Source organism: Plesiomonas sp. PI-19, from assembly GCF_021368255.1.
In the GTDB taxonomy this organism is placed as follows: domain Bacteria; phylum Pseudomonadota; class Gammaproteobacteria; order Enterobacterales; family CAMTGL01; genus Plesiomonas; species Plesiomonas shigelloides.
Genome location: NZ_JAJNMQ010000001.1, coordinates 453,024 through 473,421, shown reverse-complemented (window position 1 = coordinate 473,421; position 20,398 = coordinate 453,024). Strand labels below are relative to the sequence as shown.

The window sequence follows — 20,398 nt, the reverse complement described above, 5'->3', positions numbered from 1 at the left end:
ATAGCAAGAGCGTGGGCGCTACGATTTAGTGTGATTACGCAAAGAGCGGCACGAAGTACTACGGCAAAGTACTACGCTAAATGACTCTGCGAAATTACTCCGCTGACAATGCACCATATTCGGCAGTTGGAATACAGGCACAGAACAGGTTGCGGTCACCAAATACATCGTCTAAGCGTTTCACCGTTGGCCAGTATTTATCACTGCGTAAACCCGTCACAGGGAATGCGGCAACCGCACGCGAATACGGGTAAGACCACTCATCGGCGCACAGCTCAGCTTGGGTGTGCGGGGCATTGACCAACGGATTATTATCACGCGGCCACACGCCCTGCTCAACCTGAGCTATCTCGTGGCGGATCGCCAGCAAAGCATCGGCAAACCGATCCAGCTCCGCCAAACTTTCCGACTCCGTCGGCTCGATCATCAAGGTTCCCGCAACCGGGAAGGACATCGTCGGCGCGTGGAATCCGTAGTCAATCAAACGCTTGGCCACATCCATCTCGCTGATCCCGGAGCGCTCTTTCAGCGGACGCAAATCCAAAATGCACTCATGCGCCACCCGCCCTTGTCGGCCGCTATAGAGCACCGGATAGGCCGTCGACAAACGGCTAGCCAGATAGTTGGCATTCAAGATAGCCACTTCGGTGGCGTGACGTAGCCCTTGGCTGCCCATCATCCGGATGTACATCCAACTGATCGGCAAAATCGAGGCCGAGCCAAACGGCGCCGCCGATACCGCAGGGCCATTGCCACACAAGCCCGGCAGCTGCAAACAGGCATGGCCCGGTAAGAACGGTGCTAAATGGGCTTTGACCCCGATAGGCCCCATACCCGGTCCGCCACCGCCGTGTGGAATACAGAAGGTTTTATGCAAATTAAGGTGCGAAACATCCGCGCCAATATAACCCGGGCTAGTCAGCCCAACCTGCGCATTCATGTTGGCGCCATCAAGGTATACCAGTCCGCCAAGGCTATGCACAATCTGGCACGCCTCGCGAATGGTTTCTTCATACACGCCATGGGTTGAAGGATAAGTGACCATGATGCAAGAAAGCGCTTCACCGGCTTGCTCGGCTTTGCTACGTAAATCGGCCAAATCGATATTACCCTGCCGATCGCAGGCCACCACCACCACCTGCATGCCCGCTAGCTGCGCCGAAGCCGGATTGGTACCGTGCGCCGACGCGGGGATCAGGCAGATATTGCGCGCCGCTTGCCCTTGCGCGCAGTGGTACTGACGAATGGCCACTAAACCGGCATATTCTCCTTGCGCGCCGGAGTTCGGCTGTAAGCTCACCGCATCATAACCGGTTAACGCGGCCAGCCAGTCGGCCAGTTGGCGCAGTAAAATCTGATAACCTTTGGCCTGCTCTGGCGGACAAAATGGATGCAACGCCGCAAACTCTGGCCACGTGATTGGCAGCATCTCGGCGGTGGCATTGAGCTTCATGGTGCAAGAGCCCAGAGGGATCATAGCGCGATCGAGCGCCAAATCGCGGCGCGCCAAACGCTGCAAGTAACGCAGCATTTCGGTTTCGCTGTGGTAACGATTAAACACCGGATGCGTCAATATCGGCGCACTACGCACCGCGCCCAAACGTGATTGCGCAGCCACCTGCCCGTCGAGCACCGCCCATTCAGGCACCTCTTGCTCGCGGCCGCTGACGATCTGATACAGATCGGTTAAATCCGCTAATGTTGTGGTTTCATCTAGCGTGATCCCTACGTGGCCAGCACGATCGAGGCGCAAATTGATGCGCCGTGCCAACGCACGTTCGCGAACCGCGGCGGTATCACTAAGTGCAAAGGTCAGAGTATCAAACCAGCGCGTATGAAGCGGCGCTATCCCGATATCCGTCAAGGCTTGCGCGAGCATGCCGGTCAACCGGTGTACCCGCTGCGCAATACGGCTAAGCCCCTTAGCGCCGTGATACACGGCGTAGAAACCGGCCATGTTGGCCAGTAACACCTGTGACGTACAGATATTGGAATTGGCCTTTTCGCGCCGGATATGTTGCTCGCGTGTTTGCATCGCCATACGCAGCGCAGGCTGACCAGCGGCATCACGAGACACACCAATCAAGCGCCCCGGCATGGCACGCTTATACGCATCACGGGTGGCAAAAAAGGCCGCATGTGGCCCGCCGTATCCCATCGGCACCCCAAAACGCTGCGCCGAACCAAACACAATATCAGCGCCCAGCCGCCCGGGCGCTTCTTGTAACACCAGGGCCAACGGATCAGCGGCCACACTCAGTAAAATCTGCTCCGGCTGCAAGATGGCCGATAACGCCGCCAGATCTGGAATATCGCCACTGCTAGCCGGATATTGCACCAAGACGCCACACAGCATCGCACGCTCGCCGCGCTCTAGCGCCATCAGCGCATCCAACGAGCCACGCTGTAAGCTGATTCCTAACCCCTCGGCACGAGTTTGCAGCACGCCCAATGTTTGCGGGTGGATATCGTCCAGCACCCAAAATTGCTGCGCGCCTTTACGCTTACACACACGCGCGCTCATCGCCATTGCTTCCGCCGCTGCTGTGGCCTCATCCAATAATGAGGCCGAGGCGACATCCAAACCGGTGAGATCGAGGGTCAGCTGCTGGAAATTCAACAAGGCTTCTAAACGCCCCTGCGCGACTTCCGGCTGATACGGGGTATACGCGGTGTACCATGCGGGGTTTTCCAGCACATTACGCAAGATCACCGGCGGCGTGACTGTGTTGCTATAGCCCATGCCGATAAAGCTGCGAAAAATCTGGTTTTGCGCAGCGATGCGTTTGAGCTCTTGCAAAGCCTGCGGCTCATCCGCAGCCGGCAGTGACACCGGAGGTCGCGAGAGCAAAATATCCGCTGGTACGGTCTGAGTGATCAGTTCTGATAAGCTGGCGACACCGAGGCTATGCAGCATCTGCTGCTGCGCCTGCTCATCTGGGCCGATGTGACGGGCAATGAATGCATCGGGGGCAAATAACGCCGGCACCAACGGGGTCGGCTGCGAGGAAGTGGTCATAAGTGGCAGTCCTGAATCAGCCGAAGCGGCCTCGTCCAGACCGACTTTCGGCAAAGCGCACGAGAAAACAGCCATCGCGCAGGCGAAGGCCGCCATACCTAAACTGCCGAGCAACGCGATGCTGACGATACCATCGCACAATAATACAATCGGCGACTAACGTATCGCCGGCACAGGTTGCTCGGGCATATCGCCATCAATGGCGCGAATTACTCTTCGTCTTCGCCGCTGTCATCATCTTCGGCAGCGATCAACTGGGCGTACTCCTCGGCGCTCAACAAATCATCGAGCTCACGCGGATCGTCAATGCGCAATTGGAACAACCAGCCATCGCCATACGGATCGCTATTGACCAACTCAGGCTGATCGGCCAGATCCTCGTTGACTGCAATCACTTCCCCCGCCAGCGGAGCATAGATATCCGATGCCGCTTTAACCGACTCCGCCACCGCACAATCATCTCCAGCAGCCACGCTGGAGTCGGGATCCGGTAAGTCAATAAACACCATGTCACCTAATAGGGCCTGCGCATGATCGGTGATACCCACGGTATAGCATCCGTTGCCGTCTTCACGCACCCATTCGTGGGTGTCGGTATACCGTAATTCAGAGGGAATATGGCTCATAACAAAATCCTTTCGTATCGGTTAGAGACGTTTATACCCTTCCTACTTGAAGCTGCAGCGGTGTTGGCTACGTTCGTTCACCCCAATCACATAGTTTGCCTATGCTCATGGGGATTCACTCACTTGCCGCCTACCTGCAACTTCACGTTGTTTGGGTATATTTTTAGACTCATATTTAAGGCTCAGCGGACGATTGCTTTGCCATGGCGCACCCAACCTGGTGCGCCGACCGTGACCGGCAACGCGCGGTTACGGATCAGCACGCTGGCCTGCGGCGGAATATCGGCCGGCACGCGAGCCAGCGCGATGCTATAACCTAATGTAGGCGAAAAACTGCCACTGGTGATCACGCCTTGCTCTTCGGCGCCCAAGGCATTGATAAAATGTACCGTCTGACCGTGGCGCAGCACCCCTTTTTCCTGCAAAGTGAGCCCCACCAATTTGTGCGATCCTTGCTCACGTACCTGCTCTAGGGCATGGCGGCCAATAAAGTTGCGATCTTCCGGTTGCCAGCTGATCGTCCAGCCCATATTGGCGGCCTGCGGGGTCACGCTCTCATCCATGTCCTGTCCATAGAGATTCAGCCCCGCTTCTAAGCGCAGCGTATCGCGTGCGCCTAAGCCACACGGGGCAACGCCTTGTTCGCAAAGCGCTTGCCACAGCGCTGGTGCTTGCGCGGCAGGCAGCATAATTTCATAGCCGGCTTCACCGGTATAACCGGTCGCCGCCACCAACCATTCGCCCATCGGCAACGCAAAAAAAGGTTTCAGGTTTACCAAGGCACTGCGCTGTTCAGGCGGTAACAGGGGCTGTAACTTTGCCTGTGCCTGCGGGCCTTGTAGGGCCAGCAACGCCAAATCATCGCGTAGACGCACGTCCACTTGGTAATTGCGTGCATGGGCGCGGATCCACGCTAAATCTTTGTCGCGCGTCGCGGCATTCACCACCAAACGGAAATAATCTTCGCGCAGGAAATAGACTATTAGATCATCGAGCACCCCGCCTTGCTCATTGAGCATCGCGCTGTATAGGGCTTTACCCGGCGTAGTGAGGCGCGCGACATCATTGGCCAGCAAGATGCGTAAAAACGGGCGGCAATGTTCACCATGCAGGTCAATAATGGTCATGTGTGACACATCAAACACCCCTACACTGCGGCGAACCTGATGATGTTCTTCCAACTGCGAACCGTAGTGCAGCGGCAGCTCCCAACCGTGGAAGTCAACCATGCGTCCACCGGCGGCCAAGTGCTGCCGATAAAGAGGCGTATGCTTTGCCATGATAGCCATCCTTCTTCTGTGGTGCGTTGTTGTTATCATGCCGTTTAACCGCTGAAAGGTGGCCTTGCCACCTCTCGCTATAGACACCCAGTCACGGCCAGTATCACTGCATTATGTTACAAACACATCTTCGCATTGATGTTAAAACGTTAACAAACTATATACCGGCTTGTCCGAGAACCCTATCGGATAAATAACAGGCAGTGAGCCGGATCAAATGCAAAATTGCAGCGCGCCTTTTCCCTACCTCCAAATGGAAATAACCACAGAGTGAGGATCAAGAGATAAGACAACGCGATAAGCGCAAAGACAGAAGACAGAAGACAGAAGACAGAAGACAGAAGACAGAAGACAGAAGACAGAAGACAGAAGACCAAAATAAAACCGGCGCTACTGCGAAGACAGTAACGCCGGTTCAATCTGTTTAAATTCAATAAGGTACAGTGATGGCCCTTAACGCTGCAGCCGTTAAGGACGCGCCAGTTGCGGTAGCTCACCGCTTAGGCCACAGGCATGACGGATCAGCTGTGGTTTAACGCCCGGTAATTGGCCGGCCAGCACTAAACCCACATCGCGCAGCAGTTTTTTCGCTGGGTTATCGCCAGCAAACAGATCGCGAAAACCCTGCATAGCCGCCAACATCAAGGCCGCCTCGCTTTTACGCCAGCGTTCATAACGGCGCAAATGCGCATGCAAGCCGATATCGCGCCCACTTTGATGCAAACGCACAATCTCCTGCGCTAGCGCCGCCGCATCTTGTAAGCCGAGATTCACGCCCAAACCCGCCAGTGGGTGAATGGTGTGCGCGGCATCCCCCACCAACGCCACACGGTGCGCGGCAAAGCTGCGCGCGTAACGGGCAGTCAGCGGGATCACCTGACGCTCAGAGACCAGCTCACACAGCCCCAAACGCAAATCAAATGCCGCGCTTAGCTGAGCGTTGAACTGTTCGGCAGGTAGAGCCTGCAACTGAGCCGCCTCTTGCGGTGGTAATGACCACACAATCGAACACAGATTAGGTTCACTCAAGGGTAAAAAGGCCAGTGGCCCTTGTGGGCGGAAAATTTGCCGCGCGCAATTCTCATGCCCTTCGGCGACGCGAATATTGGCCACCAGCGCGCTATGGCCATAATCCCAAAACGTCAGTGGAATATCAGCTTGCTGACGCAGCCACGAGTGCGCGCCATCAGCGCCAACCAGCAGACGGGTAGTCAGCATCTGACCATCATCCAAGGTGAGGAAGGCTTCATTTTCCCCGAATGCCGCTTGTTTCAGCTGCGCTGGTGCCAGCAGTGTCACGCCCTCTAAACGGCTGACATGCTCCCACAGCGCTTGCTGGATCACGCTATTTTCAATGATATGGCCTAAGTGCGGCGCATTGATCTCATTCGCGGCAAACGCGATACGACCAAAGCTGTCTTGCTCCCACACTTCCATCTTGGCGTATGGCGTACTGCGACGCGCCATGATGGCCGACCACACACCCAAACGCTGCAAAATATTCTGACTGGCCAAATTGATGGCCGATACGCGCACATCCGGTTGCGCAGGCAGCGTGCTCGGCGGCAGCTGACCTTCCAGCACCGCCAGACGTAATCCGCTGTCATGCAGGGCCGCAGCGACGGTCAATCCGACCATTCCGCCGCCAATAATCACCACATCATAAGCCTGCACACGGCACTCCTTTTGTTGATTCACTCTCCCCCAGCATACGGCGCGCGAGTTGGTCACGCCACGGGGTCAGGGCCTGCATTAAGAGCAGACCGGTATTGCGTCCTGCCACTAACGGTGCGTAGCTGTTGGCAAACAGCCGCACCAGTCCGTCAGTAGTATCAATGGTGGTTTGCTGGTCATCGCGGCGGCGGCGTTGGTAGTGGCGTAGCACCTGATAATCACCAATATCGACCGCGGAGTTTTCCACATTGTTTGGCAACGCATCAGCCAAAGTCTGTGCCAGCGCCATCACATCGCGCAAGCCTAAGTTAAAGCCTTGGCCGGTAATCGGATGCAGTGTCTGCGCCGCATTACCTACCAGTGCTAAACGGTGATGCACATGTTGAGGATGCTGATATAACGCCAGCGGATAAGCATGTCGCTCACCGACCGCAGTAAAGCGCCCCAAGCGCCAACCAAACGCCTGTTGTAACTGCTGCAAAAAGGTGGCGTCATCCCACGCCAACACCGATTCACGCTGTGCGCTCGGATGGCACCACACCAGTGAGCAAAGATTGTCGGCTGGCGCACCATCGCCGGTCGCTAGCGGCAACAGCGCGAGCGGGCCGTGCGCGGTAAAGCGTTCAAAAGCTTGCCCCTGATGCGCCACGGCACTGCGTACATTGGCAATAACGGCAACCTGTTCATACGGCTGCGCTGTCGGGCGAATGCCGCACTGCGCCAACACCTGAGAGTGCGTACCGTCCGCCGCCACCAGCAACTGAGCCTGCAACGCCTGACCGTTGTCTAAGGTGACCGTAACCTGCTCAGTTTCTCGCTGCACGTCACGCACACTGGCTGGACAATGCCAGTGAATCGATGGGCGTTTAGCCAGCAGCTGCAGTAACGCCTCACCGGCGCGGCGCAGCTCTACCACCTGACCGAGTGCCGGCAAGGCATAATCCGCGGCGTCCAGCTGCACACGCCCAGCGTGACCGCGATCGGATACATGGATGCGCCGAATCGGTGCCGCATGAGTCGCTAATGGCGCCCACAGCCCCAATTGTTCGAGCTGCTGACAACTGCCATGCGCCAACGCGATGCAACGCGCATCAAAGCCGCTACCGCTCATCGCTTGCGGTAACTGCGCCTCAATGACATCGATACGCACACGACCTTGACTCAAGGTATCAAGCGCCAAGGCCAGCAGAGTACCGGCCATGCCGCCGCCGGCAATGATCACGGAAGGCTGCATCCTACTTCTCCTTCACTTGTACTCACTTAACGGAATAAGCAACTCTGTTCATGTAAACGAATAATTAATGCGCACTAACGCTGTGGCGTGCCGCAGCCATCAGCGCTTCAATGGCGTCAGGGTCTTTCGGAGCCCCGGAGGTCAGCACCTGATTGCCCCCTTCCACCATCAGCAGGTTATCTTCGATACGAATACCGATCCCGCGATAGGCTTCGGGGACATCCGCATCCGGCGCAATATACAGCCCCGGCTCGACCGTCAGCACCATACCGGGTTGCAAAATACGCTCGCGGGCAGGGGTGCTGTAATCGCCCACATCATGCACATCCAAGCCTAACCAATGGCCAAGGCCGTGCATATAAAATGGTAAGTAGGCTTTCTCTGCGATCAGCTGCTCGGTTTCACCGTGCAAAATGCCCAGCGCCACCAGCCCTTCGACCATAATGCGCAGCACCAGATCGTTGGCTTGCTTGATGCTATGCCCTGGCACCAACACCTCAATCGCGGCCAACTCGGCGCGTAATACGATGTCATACAGCGCACGCTGGGCAGCGCTAAACTTACCGCTCACAGGGAAAGTCCGGCTGATATCACCGGCATAACCTTGGTATTCGGCGCCCGCATCGATCAGCACCAAATCGCCATCGCGCAGCTCGCTCTCGTTTTCGGTGTAATGCAAAATACAGGCGTTATCACCACTACCGACAATGCTGTTATAGGCAGCAAAGCGGGCACCATGACGGGAAAACTCGTGCTGAATTTCCCCTTCCAGATGGTATTCGAACAAGCCTGCGCGCGCTTTTTCCATCGCGCGGCAATGGGCTTTCGCCGAAATCTCCGCCGCGGTGCGCATCAGGGCAATTTCCGCCGGCGATTTGAACAGGCGCATCTCGTGCACCAGCGGACGCCAATCCATCTGGGTATTGATGGCACGCAGCCCTTGGCGAAAACCGTTACGCAGCGTAGTTAACACTTGCGCCACCGCTTGGTCGGCGTAGTCATACTCGCCTTCAGCGTGATACAGCACGTCCAAACCACTGAGCAAAGCAGGCAGCTCTTGTGCCAGCGCGGGATAGGCAAACGCCTGATCCACCGCCAGCGCCGCGGGAGCAGCACTTTGGCCTAAACGGCGGCCATGCCACACTTCCGCCAACGGATCTTTTTCCCGGTTGAATAACACGCTACGGGTACCATGCGCGTCTTTGATCAGCAGCAGTGCTGCTTCCGGTTCATTTAACGGACAGAAATACCAAAAATCACTGTTTTGGCGAAACAGGTAGTCGCTATCACGGCTGCGAGTCCGCTCTGGTGCGGCAAAAAAGAGCGCCGCACTGTTCGGTGCCATCTGAGCCAACAGGGCCTGACGGCGGTTAATCCATTCTTGAATATCCATTGTGTTTATCCTCACATAACCTGATGCGCGATGACCTGCTCGCTTATGTTCTGTACCTGCTTTTCTGTAGTTGCGCGTTATTTTTTCCGTGGCCTAGAGCCATGGCATCAATCCATGCCATCGCAATGTTCAGCAGTGAACCATCAATGCAGCGTTGGTTTAGCGTTCTCGCCGGCCAATGGCGCACAAGCAAAGGTGTTAAAGCACAGCATCGCGCCCATACGGACGTATTCGGCCACTTCTTCCAGTGACTGCTCCAGCTCTTCTTGATCTTCATCCAGATCGTAACCCAGCTGCGAAATGCTGGTGAGGTCATCAATCATCTCACCCACTTCAGCATGCCCTTTTTTCAGGCCCGGCTGCGCCACGCCCAATCCAACCAGGAATTGGCTTACCCATTCAGCCAGCGCATCCACGCGATCAAACACCGACTCATCATCTTCTGGCAGCAACAAGCTAAAACCAAACTCTTCCTCATTCAGGGTTTGTTTGATTTGCAGATACATGGTGCGGGCCACTTTCGCCAGTTCAGACGGATAAGCTTGACCATCGTTGGTCAGATCGTGCATCCAGACCTGCCAGCTGTCATCTTTAATACCGCCACACAGCAAGCCGCTCAGCAGGCCGTGCAATTCTGCCGCGCTGATGGCGATGCCTTCGGCCATCAAAGAAGCGGTCAGGGAGGAGTAATCTGGAAGCGCGCTCGTATTCATCTGTTGAGATCCCGTTTTTGCGGTATAAAGCTAAGAGTGATATTGGTATGCTATCACCAGCCCACGCCTGCCGCCAGAAAGCGCTTGAATCTTATGAGGTCCGCCGATATAGTGGCGCCCGCTTGTCATGGGGCAACCCGGTGTCATGTACGAAATATCGACACTTCTGGTACAGGCTTTTTAACGTAAAAACCAGGCAGGAGCTTGGCATGAGCACAGCAGAACCGGTTGATATTCAGATCCTCGGGCGCGTAATTCGCGTAAATTGCCCGGAAGAACAAAAAAATGCGCTATTTCGCTCTGCTGATGAGTTGAATAAGCGCTTGCAAGAGCTAAAGCAACGCTCTAAAGTGACGAATACCGAGCAACTGGCTCTGATCGTAGCCCTGAATATGGCTAACGAACTGGAGCTGGAACGCCGTAAGACTCAAGAATATGCTGCCAGTATGGAACAGCGAATTCGGATGCTGCAAAGCACCATCGAGCAGGCACTCGTAGAACAGGGACAGTTAACGCATACGCGTCATGGCACAAGATTCGAATAATCTGCTTGTCTGTCGCGAATAAGCTGGTATAACAAACGTAAGGCCGATATCTGATATGCAACGCGTCGGGTATCACCGTCTGATTAGTGAGTATGATTTAGCTAATGTAGACAAGGCCAGTCAGGGATTGACGCCAGCCGTTGAACAAGAATTTGTCCCTGAGATGTTCGCCAGTGGGTTCGTCCCCTGAGCCGATATTCAACATCTCCAGAGTCCGTCGACTATGCGGCCTGTGAGCATGCTCAGTTCGCTGAGAAGCCTAATGGTTGTAACGATGGGCTCACCTTGAACCGCGGGTTCAAGGGCTACTACCCGCAGCGGCATCTTGGGGACTCTCGCTTTTCTTCTGTATCACTCTTCTCTTTATCCTTTACTCCCAAGTTTTACTCGCACGCTCGCGCTACCTGCTCATATTCTCAGTATTCTCTGATCCCCCACACCGCTGATATACCACCGACACAATTTTTGTACCTCCCGATTGGCACGCAGACTTAAGCTGCTATGCTGGCATAAACCGTCATGCTCACCGCTTTCCCATCCGCATGATGGCTCGTTAACTTTATTTTCTTTTGACCAGCAGGACTGCCTTGATGAGCGCCCATTCCGTTACCCCAAACGTGCCGCATGCATTGTCACCGGATCCGCACAGCGCGGCGCTGTGCCAGCAACTGCGCCGGACGGTACGTGAACGACGCCGTCGGTTGTCAGCACCGCAACAGCATGCCGCGGCCCACGCACTGGCTGAGCGGGCATTGCAGCATCCGCGTTTTCAGCAGGCGCAGCACATTGCGCTGTATTTGGCGGTCGATGGTGAGCTAGATACCCAACCGCTGATTGACGCGCTGTGGCAGCGCGGCAAGCAAGTCTATCTGCCGGTGTTACATCCGTTTAGTCGCGGTCATTTATTGTTTTTGGCCTACCGCCCCGATAGCCCGATGCGCGCTAACCGCTTTGGCATTTTAGAGCCAGAATTGGATTTGCATGCGGTCTGTCCGCTGCATCAGCTGGAGTTAATCGCCACGCCGCTGGTAGCGTTCGATGCCCACGGTCATCGCCTGGGCATGGGCGGCGGCTTTTATGATCGCACTTTGGCACCAATCCATCACAGTAGTCAGCCGCACGCCTTAAATAGGGTGCATGCCGCACGCCCTTATCCGATCGGGCTGGCGCATGATTGCCAGCAGGTGGCACACATCCCTCGCCAAATTTGGGATATTCCATTACCAGAGATTTTAACGCCGACGCGACATTGGGATTGGTGCAACAGCTAAGCTGACTTACCGGCAAAACCACGCTCGACACCAACCACGGTGGTGACGCTTTATCCCTTTCTTTAATTCGCTGTGCAGGTTCTTGAACTTAAGAGCTTGAACGCTGGCTGACTATCAATCACACGAATCGCAAAACCTTGTTACATTATTGCTGCGACAATAGCGCACCTCATCATCAGGACGAGCATTTAATAAGGTTGTTGCATGAAGTTGCGCATTGCTTTGCCCCTTATCACCCTGACCCTGTTACTGCAGGGCTGTAAACCGGATGCCGAAGCACCCCAAGTGCCGGTATCACGCCCCGTGAAGCTATATACCATCGCTACCGAAACCCATAACACCGCGACCCTGCCAGGTCGTCTGGAAGCGGGGCAACGGGCGGAGCTGGCCTTTGAAGTGGCTGGCCGACTGGTACAGCTGCCCGCTCAGGAAGGGCAAGCCATCAAGGCCGGTCAGGTACTGGCGCAACTGGATAACCGCGACTTCGCCAGTAAAGTGCGTAGCGCGGAAGCGGAATATCAGCGTGCACATGCCGATTATCTGCGTGGCCAGACCCTGTTTAATGGCAAACAAGCCATTTCCCGCGCCGAGTTAGAAAAACTGCGCACCCAATCAGCGGTGGCAAAATCTGCGCTGGAGCAAGCCCGTAAAGCGCTGCGCGATACACAAATCACAGCGCCGTTTGATGGCATCGTGAGCCGCGTGCTAGTCAACAACCACGAAAATATCAATGCCAAGCAGCCGGTCGTGATTGTGCAGGATGTCAGCTATTTTGAGATCCGCTTGCACGTTACCGAGCGTAATTTGCTGGAGCGCCATGACCGCAATACGCCGCTGTTTGCCCGTATCGAAGGCATTCCAGGACGTGAATTTGCCTTAAGTTTCCACTCTGTGGCGAAAGAGCCTGATCCGCTGACCGGTACCTATGAAGTGGTGCTGCGCATGCCTGCACCAGCCGATTTGAATCTGTTCTCCGGCATGACGGTGACCGTTGGCGCGGGCAATCCACCGGCCAGCGACCAAGCCAATGCGCATTGGTTGATCCCCGCGGTCGCCGTACTGAGTGACAGCGACAACGGTGAGCACTATGTCTGGCGTTATAACCCGACCACTCAGTTGACCGAAAAAGTGCCGGTAAAAACCGGACAGATTCAGGGCAACAATATAGAAGTTATCAGCGGCCTGAGCGCCGGTGAACAAATCATCATTGCTGGCGTGCACGCGGTGCAGGCAGGCATGCCGGTTCATCCGTTGGTCACGCAATAAGGAGCGCGGATGAATCTCGTCAGATTCTTTATCGATAAAAAAGTCGTCAGCGCCTTTTTGGTGATCTTGCTGCTGCTGGCTGGTTATTCCAGCTTTCAAAAGCTCGGCCGCTTTGAAGACCCAGAATTTACCATTCGGGTAGCTGCCATCACGACGCCATTTCCGGGCGCCAGTGCGGAGCAAGTCGCCACCCAAGTCACCGACAAAATTGAAGAGGCGCTACAACAGCTGCCAGAAGTGGATGAAATCCGCTCTAACTCTTATCGCGGACTCTCCAGCGTGCAATTTGAAGCGCGCGTAGCCTACGACAAAGAGAGCCTGCAGCAAATCTGGGACAAACTGCGCCGCAAAATGCAGGCGGTGGAACGTCAATTGCCACCGGGAGCCGGCCCAATCCTGATTGATGATGACTTCGGGGATGTGTACGGCCTGTTCTATGCCTTAACGGGTGAGGGCTACAGCTTTAGCGAGCTCAAACAGACCGCCGATATGCTGCGCAAAGAGCTGGCGTTAGTGCCGGGGGTAGCGAAAGTGGCACTGTGGGGCGATCAGCCCGAGCAAGTGTATCTGGAGATCCCAACCGGTAAGCTGGCTAACCTTGGCTTACAACCAGAGCAGATTTATCAGCAGCTGCGTAATGCCATTACCCCGACTGCCACCGCCAATATTGATGTCGGTCCTGAGCGACTGGCGGTCGGCCCGATGAACACTATTGCGGATGTCAGCGCGCTGAACGAACTGCTGCTCAGTGACGGCAAAGGCCAGACTTTCCGTCTTGGCGATATCGGTCAGGTGTCATTGGGCTATCGCGAGCCGGCCACCAGCCTGCTGTACTTTGATGGTCAACCGGCGATTGGTCTGGGGATCAGCAATATCTCCGGCGGTAACATCGTAACCCTTGGTGAAAATGTCAGCGCCCGTTTGGCCGAACTAGAATCACGCATTCCGCTGGGGATGCAGCTCAAGGTTATCTCCCATCAGGGCGAAACCGTGGATGCCTCGATTGGCGATTTCGTCGATAACCTGATTGCCGCGGTACTGATTGTGGTGGTCACCTTGCTGCTGTTCATGGGCATGCGCTCAGGCCTGCTGATTGGCTTTGTTCTGCTGCTGACCGTGGCGGCGACCTTGATCATCATGCAGTTCGATGGCATCGACATGCACCGGATCTCACTCGGCGCGCTGATTATCGCCCTCGGCATGCTGGTGGATAACGCCATCGTAGTGACCGAAGGGATTTTGATCCGCAGCCAGCAAGGTGAATCGCCGCGCGATGCAGCACTGAAAATCGTCAAGCAAACCCAGTGGCCACTGCTCGGTGGTACAGTAGTCGGCATCATGGCGTTCAGCGCCATTGGCCTGTCACCGGATAACACCGGTGAATATGCCGGTAGCCTGTTCTGGGTGATTTTGTACTCCATGCTGATGAGCTGGTTGCTGGCCGTTACCCTAACGCCACTGTTCTGCGTATTGCTGTTCAAAAACACCAAGCCAAACCCGAACGCCGGGACTGGCAAGTTTTTGCTCGGTTATCAGCGCCTGCTGGCGGCCTGTATCCGTCTGCGCTGGCCAACGCTGGGCGCGTGTTTAGTCCTTCTGGTGCTGGCCGTGGTCGGCCTCAAATATGTGCCGCCGGGCTTCTTCCCTGCCTCAACGCGCGCGCAATTTGTGGTGGATTACTGGTTGCCGCAAGGCACCAACATCGAGCGTACTAACAAAGAAGTCGGCGAAATTGCCGAGTTTGTACAGACTCTGCCAGATGTGACTGCCACTACCACACTGGTCGGTGCCGGTGGCCTGCGCTTTATGTTGGTGTATGGCGCGGAAGAGCCGAATACCAGCTACGCCCAGTTACTGGTGGATGTGGATGACTGGCGCAAGATTGATGCCCTGATGCCGCAAATTCGCAGCTTCATCGAGCAAAACTACCCAGATGCAATGCCAAAAGTCTGGAAGTTCCAGCTCGGCCCAGGTGGCGGCTCGAAGATTGAAGCGAAATTCAGTGGTCCAGATCCGAAAGTGCTGCGCTCACTGGCCGCCAAAGCCCGTCAAATTTACATCGATGATGGCGGTATGACGGCGATTAAAGATGACTGGCGTCAGCCGGTGAAAGTGATCCAACCGGTCTGGAATGAAGCGAAAGCGCGTCAAAGCGGCTTTAACGCCAGCGATTTGGATCTGGCCGCCAGCAACTACTTTAACGGCACCACCATTGCCCAATACCAGCGCGGCAGTGATCTGTTGCCGGTAGTCGCGCGTCCGCCAGCGGCGGAACGTGATCAAGTCGATGCGCTGTATAACGTGCGCGTCTTGCCGGCTGGCAGTCAGCAGACCGTGCCGCTGAGCCAGTATTTGCTGCGTCTGGAGCCACAATGGGAAAACGCCATTATCCGCCGTGTCGATCGCTTCCCGACCATCAAGGTACAAGGCGATCCGGCCACCGAGCTCACCGGAGTGGTGTTTAACCGCGTGCGCGCGAAAGTCGAAGCGATCCCACTGCCACCGGGTTACAGCCTGAGCTGGGGCGGTGAGTTTGGTGATTCGTCCGATGCCAACGCGGGGATCATGCAAATCCTGCCAATCGCGTTTGCAGCGATGGTGTTTACTGTGGTGGCGCTGTTTAACGCCATTCGCCAGCCGCTGATTATCTGGATGATCGTGCCATTGGCGGTCGTGGGGGTGAGCTTTGGCTTGGTGGTGACGCAAACGCCGTTTGAGTTTATGGCCATGCTGGCGTTCCTCAGCCTCACCGGTATGCTGATCAAAAACGCTATCGTGTTGGTCGATCAGATAGATTTGGAGATCCGCGAAGGCAAACCGCGTTTGCGCGCGGTGCTGGAATCATCCCGCTCGCGGGTGCGACCGGTCGCCATGGGGGCTATCACTACCATTTTGGGGGTGGCGCCACTGCTGTTCGATCCGTTCTTCAAATCCATGGCGGTCACCATCATGTTCGGTCTGGGCTTCGCGACGGTTCTGACCTTATTTGTGGTGCCAGTGGTGTACACCGTGTTGTTCCGCATTCGCGCTAATGAGATGACGCACAGCTAATCTAGGCTAACGAGCGATGCGAGTACGCTTGCTATGCAAGTAGGTTAGCCAAGTAAGCGATACTCGCAGGCGTAACCCAAAAAACGGCCATCTATAGATGGCCGTTTTTTTATTCTCTATTCCATCGCAGCTATTCCGTCGCCGCCCTGCAATTTATGCAGCTGATGCCGCTTTCGCCAGCATGCGAGGGAACAGAATGTTGTTTTCCAGATGGATATGCTGGTGCAAATCGGCCTCAAACTCGGCCAAGGTCGCCAAACACACGCGCCACGTAGTGCACGCATACTCTGGTGGAACAAAGCCTTGGGTCATGTCCCGCAAACGCGCCATGATTTGGCCAGCATCTTGATGTTCATGCTCCATCGCGCGGATTGGGTTACCGATATGACCAAAGCAGGTTTCACGCACCACACCTTGACTCAAATCTCGCATCGCCGGGAACAAGATTTGCTCTTCTTTCATCAAATGCGGCACTAAGTCATCCATCAACGCGCGGATAAACCCCGCCAACGGGCGAATTTCCGGATAACGCTCACCGTGAGCGCGCACCATCTTCTCACTGTATTCCAACAGCAGCGGCGCGGTGCGGCGAATGTAAGCATGGTGGGTATCCACAATATGCTGGATCAGCGCTTCATCCGTGAGCTCCGCCCACACCGTTTCTGCGCTACCTTGTTCGGTCAGCGCATTGAGCGCCACCACCACCGCCTGTGGCTCAACGCCAGCCCGCTCACACGCTGCCGCCAAGGTGCGACCTCCGCCACAACAAAAATCCACGCCAAAACGGCTAAACACATGTGCCGCGCGAAAATCTTGCACCACGAGCTCGCCCACGCGGCAAGTCAGCCAATCCATATATCCTCCTGTTGCCTTGGCTCTTGTGTATTGATGCACCTAGGTATTGAACTAGAACTTGGGTATTGCACTAGAACTTAGGTATTGAATTAGCACTTGAATGGTGACTCGCGCACATCACGCGTTTCTCACACCGGCCAGCACAATACCGCACCAACACAGAGCACGACATAAACGGTATTTAAAATGCATCATTAACATGCATATTATATACACCTTTTATTTTGTGCAAGCGCAACAACTAACCGGAAAGAAAAACGACAGCAAATGCAGAGATAAAAAAACCGGCCTTAAACAAGACCGGTGGGAAAAGATACGCAAAGACTGCGCAAAACAGGGAGAGAGGATCAGTACAAAATTCGTGCGCGAATGGTGCCAGGGATCTGCTTCATGCGCAGCAGCGCCCGTTCCGCCTGCTCGGTTTCCACATCAATCACCACATAACCAATCTCTGGCGTGGTTTGCAGGTATTGTGCGGCGATATTGGCGCCTTCTTCGGCAAAAATCTGGTTAATCTGGGTCAAAATGCCCGGACGGTTTTCATGAATATGCAGCAGACGGCTGGCATTGCCATGCCCTGGCAACGACGCTTCAGGGAAGTTCACCGCCGACAAGGTTGAGCCGTTATCCGAATACTTGATAAATTTACCGGCCACTTCCAGCCCGATATTCTCCTGCGCTTCTTGGGTTGAACCGCCGATATGCGGCGTCAGCAGCACGTTATCAAACTCGCACAGTGGCGAGGTGAACGGATCTTTATTGGTAGCCGGCTCAGTGGGGAACACATCAATCGCCGCCCCTGCCAGATGGCGCGAAGCGAGCGCATTACACAGCGATGGAATTTCCACCACCGTACCGCGCGACGCATTGATCAAAATCGAGCCCGGCTTCATGAACGCCAGCTCCGCCGCGCCAATCATCTCTTTAGTCGACGGAGTTTCCGGCACATGCAGTGACACCACGTCACTCATGTTCAGCAGGTCAGTTAAGCTAGAAACTTGGGTGGCATTACCGAGTGGCAGCTTGGTTTCGATATCGTAGAAAAAGACATTCAGCCCCACCGCTTCGGCCAAAATACCAAGCTGGGTGCCGATATGCCCATAACCGATGATCCCCAGCTTCTTGCCGCGCGCTTCATAAGAGCCATCGGCAGCTTTGTTCCACTCACCACGGTGAGCGCGCGCATTGGCTTCAGGGATACGACGCAGCAGCAGCAAGATCTCCCCCAGCACCATTTCAGCAACCGAACGGGTATTGGAGAACGGCGCATTGAATACCGGGATCCCGCGTTTTTGCGCGGCCACTAAATCCACTTGATTCGTCCCGATGCAAAAGCAACCGATTGCCACCAGCTTCTCAGCCGCCGCAATGACCTCGGAAGTCAGTTGGGTGCGCGAGCGCAGTCCGACAAAGTGAGCATCGCGGATCGCCTCTTTCAACGCCGCGGTATCCAGCGCACCTTTGTGGTATTCGATATTGCTATAACCGGCCGAACGCAATAAATCCACCGCTTTTGGATGCACCCCTTCCAGCAGTAGGAATTTAATCTTGTCCTTCTCCAGTGAAACCTTGGCCATACTTACGTCCTTACATCATTCCTTTAATGTTGATTTTCTTGCGCTGAATCACATCCGCACAATCTTAAAATCAACATAACAGAAAAATTCCACAGGGGTAAGTACACATTTCATCCATTGTGGTAGAAAAATAACCGCGAACTTAAGAGGGATTTAGAGACAAACAAAAAGGCATTGCTCCTTGCTCGGCTACCGTAAAATAGCACGACAAAAAACAATGCCTTATCGACCGGCGCCGCCTCATCAGCCTGCGCCAGCCAACGCTAAACGCGACCGCGCTTAATCTTTCAGGGTTTTCACGCCATCTGCGGAACCCACCAGCACTACATCGGCACCGCGCTGTGCAAACAGACCTACGGTCACCACACCCACAATGTTGTTGATCTGGTTTTCCAAGCCTTTCGGATCGACAATCGACAAGCCATGCACATCCAAGATCACGTTGCCGTTATCAGTCTTCACGCCCTGACGGTACACTGGATTACCGCCCAGCTTCACCAACTGACGCGCCACATACGAACGCGCCATCGGGATCACTTCCACCGGCAGTGGAAACTCGCCCAGCACATCCACCTGCTTGCTCGCATCCACGATACAAACAAACTGCTTAGCAATAGCAGCCACAATCTTCTCACGCGTCAGCGCTGCGCCGCCGCCTTTGATCATTTGCATGTACGGGTTGATTTCATCCGCGCCATCCACGTACACATCCAGTGAGCCCACTTCGTTGGCATCGAACACTTCAATGCCGAGCGCACGCAAACGCGCTGTAGAGGCTTCCGAGCTGGATACCGCCCCTTTGATCTTATCGCTCATAGTACCGAGCGCATCGATAAAGTGGTTTACGGTGGATCCTGTACCTACCCCGACAATACTGCCCGGCTGCACATAATCAAGTGCCGCCCAGCCAACTGCTTTTTTCAATTCGTCTTGTGTCATCCCGCTATCCTCCGAGAATGGGTGTGCGGCAATTATACCGTCATCCGCCGCCCCCTGCTTGCTTCTCTTAATCGGCGAACCAGCTTCTACTGGGAAGTGCGCTTTACTGACGCTTTTACACTCGCGCGACCCGCACCATTCGAAGAGATCACTTTGCATGAGTAAAGCTGCATAAACACAACAGGCGCCAAACGGCGCCTGCTTTTACACAATGTCAGCCGATACCGGCTTATTTGTTCAGCGTGTAAACCACATCCACCTGATCGGTAAAGTGCAGGTTTTGCTGCTGATAAGTTTCGTTCACTTTAGCGTTATCTGGCGCAGCAAAGGCTGCCATACGTAGCATCGGTGGCATTGGACGCGGCTGCGGATTGGTGTCATAGCGAATGCGATACACTTCCCCCAACTTCACGCCAAAACCACTGGCCACCGATTTGGCTTTGCTCTGGGCATCTTTAATCGCCGCTTCACGCGCTTGCTGCTGGTACGCCGCCGGATCAGATACGCCCATCTGAATGCCCTGAATATCATTCAGGCCCGCTTTCAGTGCGCCGTCCATCAGGGTATTCAGCTTACTCAAGTCCATCAACTTGACTTCCACGTTACGGATAGCGCGGTAGCCGATGATTTTTGGGCTCTGATCTTTGACATACTCATATTCAGGCTGAGTCTGCAAATTGGCCGCATTGATGTCTTTGGTCGCTACCCCGTTTTTCTCCAGGAAGCTAAAGTAGGCCGCCACTTTCTCATCCGCCAGCGCCTTGGCTTTGGCGGCGGTAGACGCGGTTTGGTTGACCTCAATAGACAGCGTTGCCATATTCGGCTTGGCATCAATCACGCCATACCCGATAGTGGCCAAAGTTGGCCGTTCCGGTAACTCGGCTGCCATACTCACTGCTGGCGCCATGGCCAACACTACTGCGATGGTTAATGCTTTCAGATTCACATCAGACTC

At 55.1% G+C, this 20,398-nt stretch carries 15 protein-coding genes and 1 other RNA gene; 5 read left to right on the top strand and 11 right to left on the bottom strand.

The window, feature by feature from the left end:
• Nucleotides 1–94: 94 nt before the first annotated feature.
• The 7 genes from gcvP to LQ901_RS02095 form a co-directional block, all read right to left on the bottom strand.
• Entirely contained in the window at nucleotides 95–3,019 is a 2,925-nt protein-coding gene (gene gcvP, locus LQ901_RS02125) for an aminomethyl-transferring glycine dehydrogenase (RefSeq protein ID WP_233671941.1), read from the bottom strand.
• 209 nt (nucleotides 3,020–3,228) lie between these two features.
• Nucleotides 3,229–3,645 (bottom strand): glycine cleavage system protein GcvH, encoded by a 417-nt coding sequence (gene gcvH, locus LQ901_RS02120; protein ID WP_047708992.1) that lies wholly within the window; start codon nucleotides 3,643–3,645, stop codon nucleotides 3,229–3,231.
• A gap of 182 nt (nucleotides 3,646–3,827) precedes the next feature.
• Entirely contained in the window at nucleotides 3,828–4,925 is a 1,098-nt protein-coding gene (gcvT, locus tag LQ901_RS02115; RefSeq protein ID WP_233671940.1) for a glycine cleavage system aminomethyltransferase GcvT, read from the bottom strand.
• A gap of 468 nt (nucleotides 4,926–5,393) precedes the next feature.
• Complete coding sequence (locus tag LQ901_RS02110) at nucleotides 5,394–6,599, bottom strand: FAD-dependent 2-octaprenylphenol hydroxylase (RefSeq protein ID WP_039045176.1); 1,206 nt, start codon at nucleotides 6,597–6,599, stop codon at nucleotides 5,394–5,396.
• On the bottom strand, nucleotides 6,586–7,833 hold the full coding sequence (gene ubiH / locus LQ901_RS02105; RefSeq protein ID WP_233671939.1) for a 2-octaprenyl-6-methoxyphenyl hydroxylase: 1,248 nt from the start codon (nucleotides 7,831–7,833) through the stop codon (nucleotides 6,586–6,588). Before ubiH ends, LQ901_RS02110 begins: the two co-directional genes overlap by 14 nt.
• A 64-nt stretch (nucleotides 7,834–7,897) precedes the next feature.
• A complete protein-coding gene (gene pepP / locus LQ901_RS02100; RefSeq protein ID WP_152128145.1) occupies nucleotides 7,898–9,226 on the bottom strand; it encodes a Xaa-Pro aminopeptidase in 1,329 nt (442 codons plus the stop codon).
• 143 nt (nucleotides 9,227–9,369) lie between these two features.
• Nucleotides 9,370–9,939, bottom strand: a complete 570-nt coding sequence (locus LQ901_RS02095) for a UPF0149 family protein (protein ID WP_039045179.1) — start codon at nucleotides 9,937–9,939, stop codon at nucleotides 9,370–9,372.
• 209 nt (nucleotides 9,940–10,148) lie between these two features.
• Here LQ901_RS02095 and zapA point away from each other — a divergent pair, with 209 nt between their 5' ends.
• The 5 genes from zapA to LQ901_RS02070 all read left to right on the top strand — a co-directional run bounded on the left by zapA (nucleotide 10,149) and on the right by LQ901_RS02070 (nucleotide 16,072).
• Nucleotides 10,149–10,484, top strand: coding sequence for a cell division protein ZapA (gene zapA / locus LQ901_RS02090; protein WP_010864397.1), 336 nt, complete (start codon nucleotides 10,149–10,151; stop codon nucleotides 10,482–10,484).
• Nucleotides 10,485–10,636: 152 nt separating this feature from the next.
• A non-coding RNA gene (ssrS, locus tag LQ901_RS02085) (6S RNA) lies at nucleotides 10,637–10,820 on the top strand.
• 254 nt (nucleotides 10,821–11,074) lie between these two features.
• Entirely contained in the window at nucleotides 11,075–11,755 is a 681-nt protein-coding gene (locus tag LQ901_RS02080) for a 5-formyltetrahydrofolate cyclo-ligase (RefSeq protein WP_233671938.1), read from the top strand.
• 204 nt (nucleotides 11,756–11,959) lie between these two features.
• Complete coding sequence (locus tag LQ901_RS02075; RefSeq protein WP_233671937.1) at nucleotides 11,960–13,021, top strand: efflux RND transporter periplasmic adaptor subunit; 1,062 nt, start codon at nucleotides 11,960–11,962, stop codon at nucleotides 13,019–13,021.
• A 9-nt stretch (nucleotides 13,022–13,030) separates the two neighbouring features.
• Nucleotides 13,031–16,072 carry an efflux RND transporter permease subunit gene (locus LQ901_RS02070; protein WP_115150014.1) on the top strand — a complete coding sequence of 1,014 codons (3,042 nt, stop codon included), beginning with the start codon at nucleotides 13,031–13,033 and terminating at the stop codon, nucleotides 16,070–16,072.
• A gap of 153 nt (nucleotides 16,073–16,225) precedes the next feature.
• On the opposite strand, the gene ric is transcribed toward LQ901_RS02070, so the two are convergent.
• The 4 genes from ric to LQ901_RS02050 form a co-directional block, all read right to left on the bottom strand.
• Nucleotides 16,226–16,927, bottom strand: a complete 702-nt coding sequence (gene ric / locus LQ901_RS02065; RefSeq protein ID WP_233671936.1) for an iron-sulfur cluster repair di-iron protein — start codon at nucleotides 16,925–16,927, stop codon at nucleotides 16,226–16,228.
• Nucleotides 16,928–17,274: 347 nt separating this feature from the next.
• Entirely contained in the window at nucleotides 17,275–18,504 is a 1,230-nt protein-coding gene (gene serA / locus LQ901_RS02060) for a phosphoglycerate dehydrogenase (protein ID WP_010864402.1), read from the bottom strand.
• 279 nt (nucleotides 18,505–18,783) lie between these two features.
• Nucleotides 18,784–19,443 (bottom strand): ribose-5-phosphate isomerase RpiA, encoded by a 660-nt coding sequence (gene rpiA, locus LQ901_RS02055; RefSeq protein WP_010864403.1) that lies wholly within the window; start codon nucleotides 19,441–19,443, stop codon nucleotides 18,784–18,786.
• Between the two features lie 229 nt (nucleotides 19,444–19,672).
• Nucleotides 19,673–20,389 (bottom strand): oxidative stress defense protein, encoded by a 717-nt coding sequence (locus tag LQ901_RS02050; protein ID WP_233671935.1) that lies wholly within the window; start codon nucleotides 20,387–20,389, stop codon nucleotides 19,673–19,675.
• Nucleotides 20,390–20,398 lie beyond the last annotated feature (9 nt).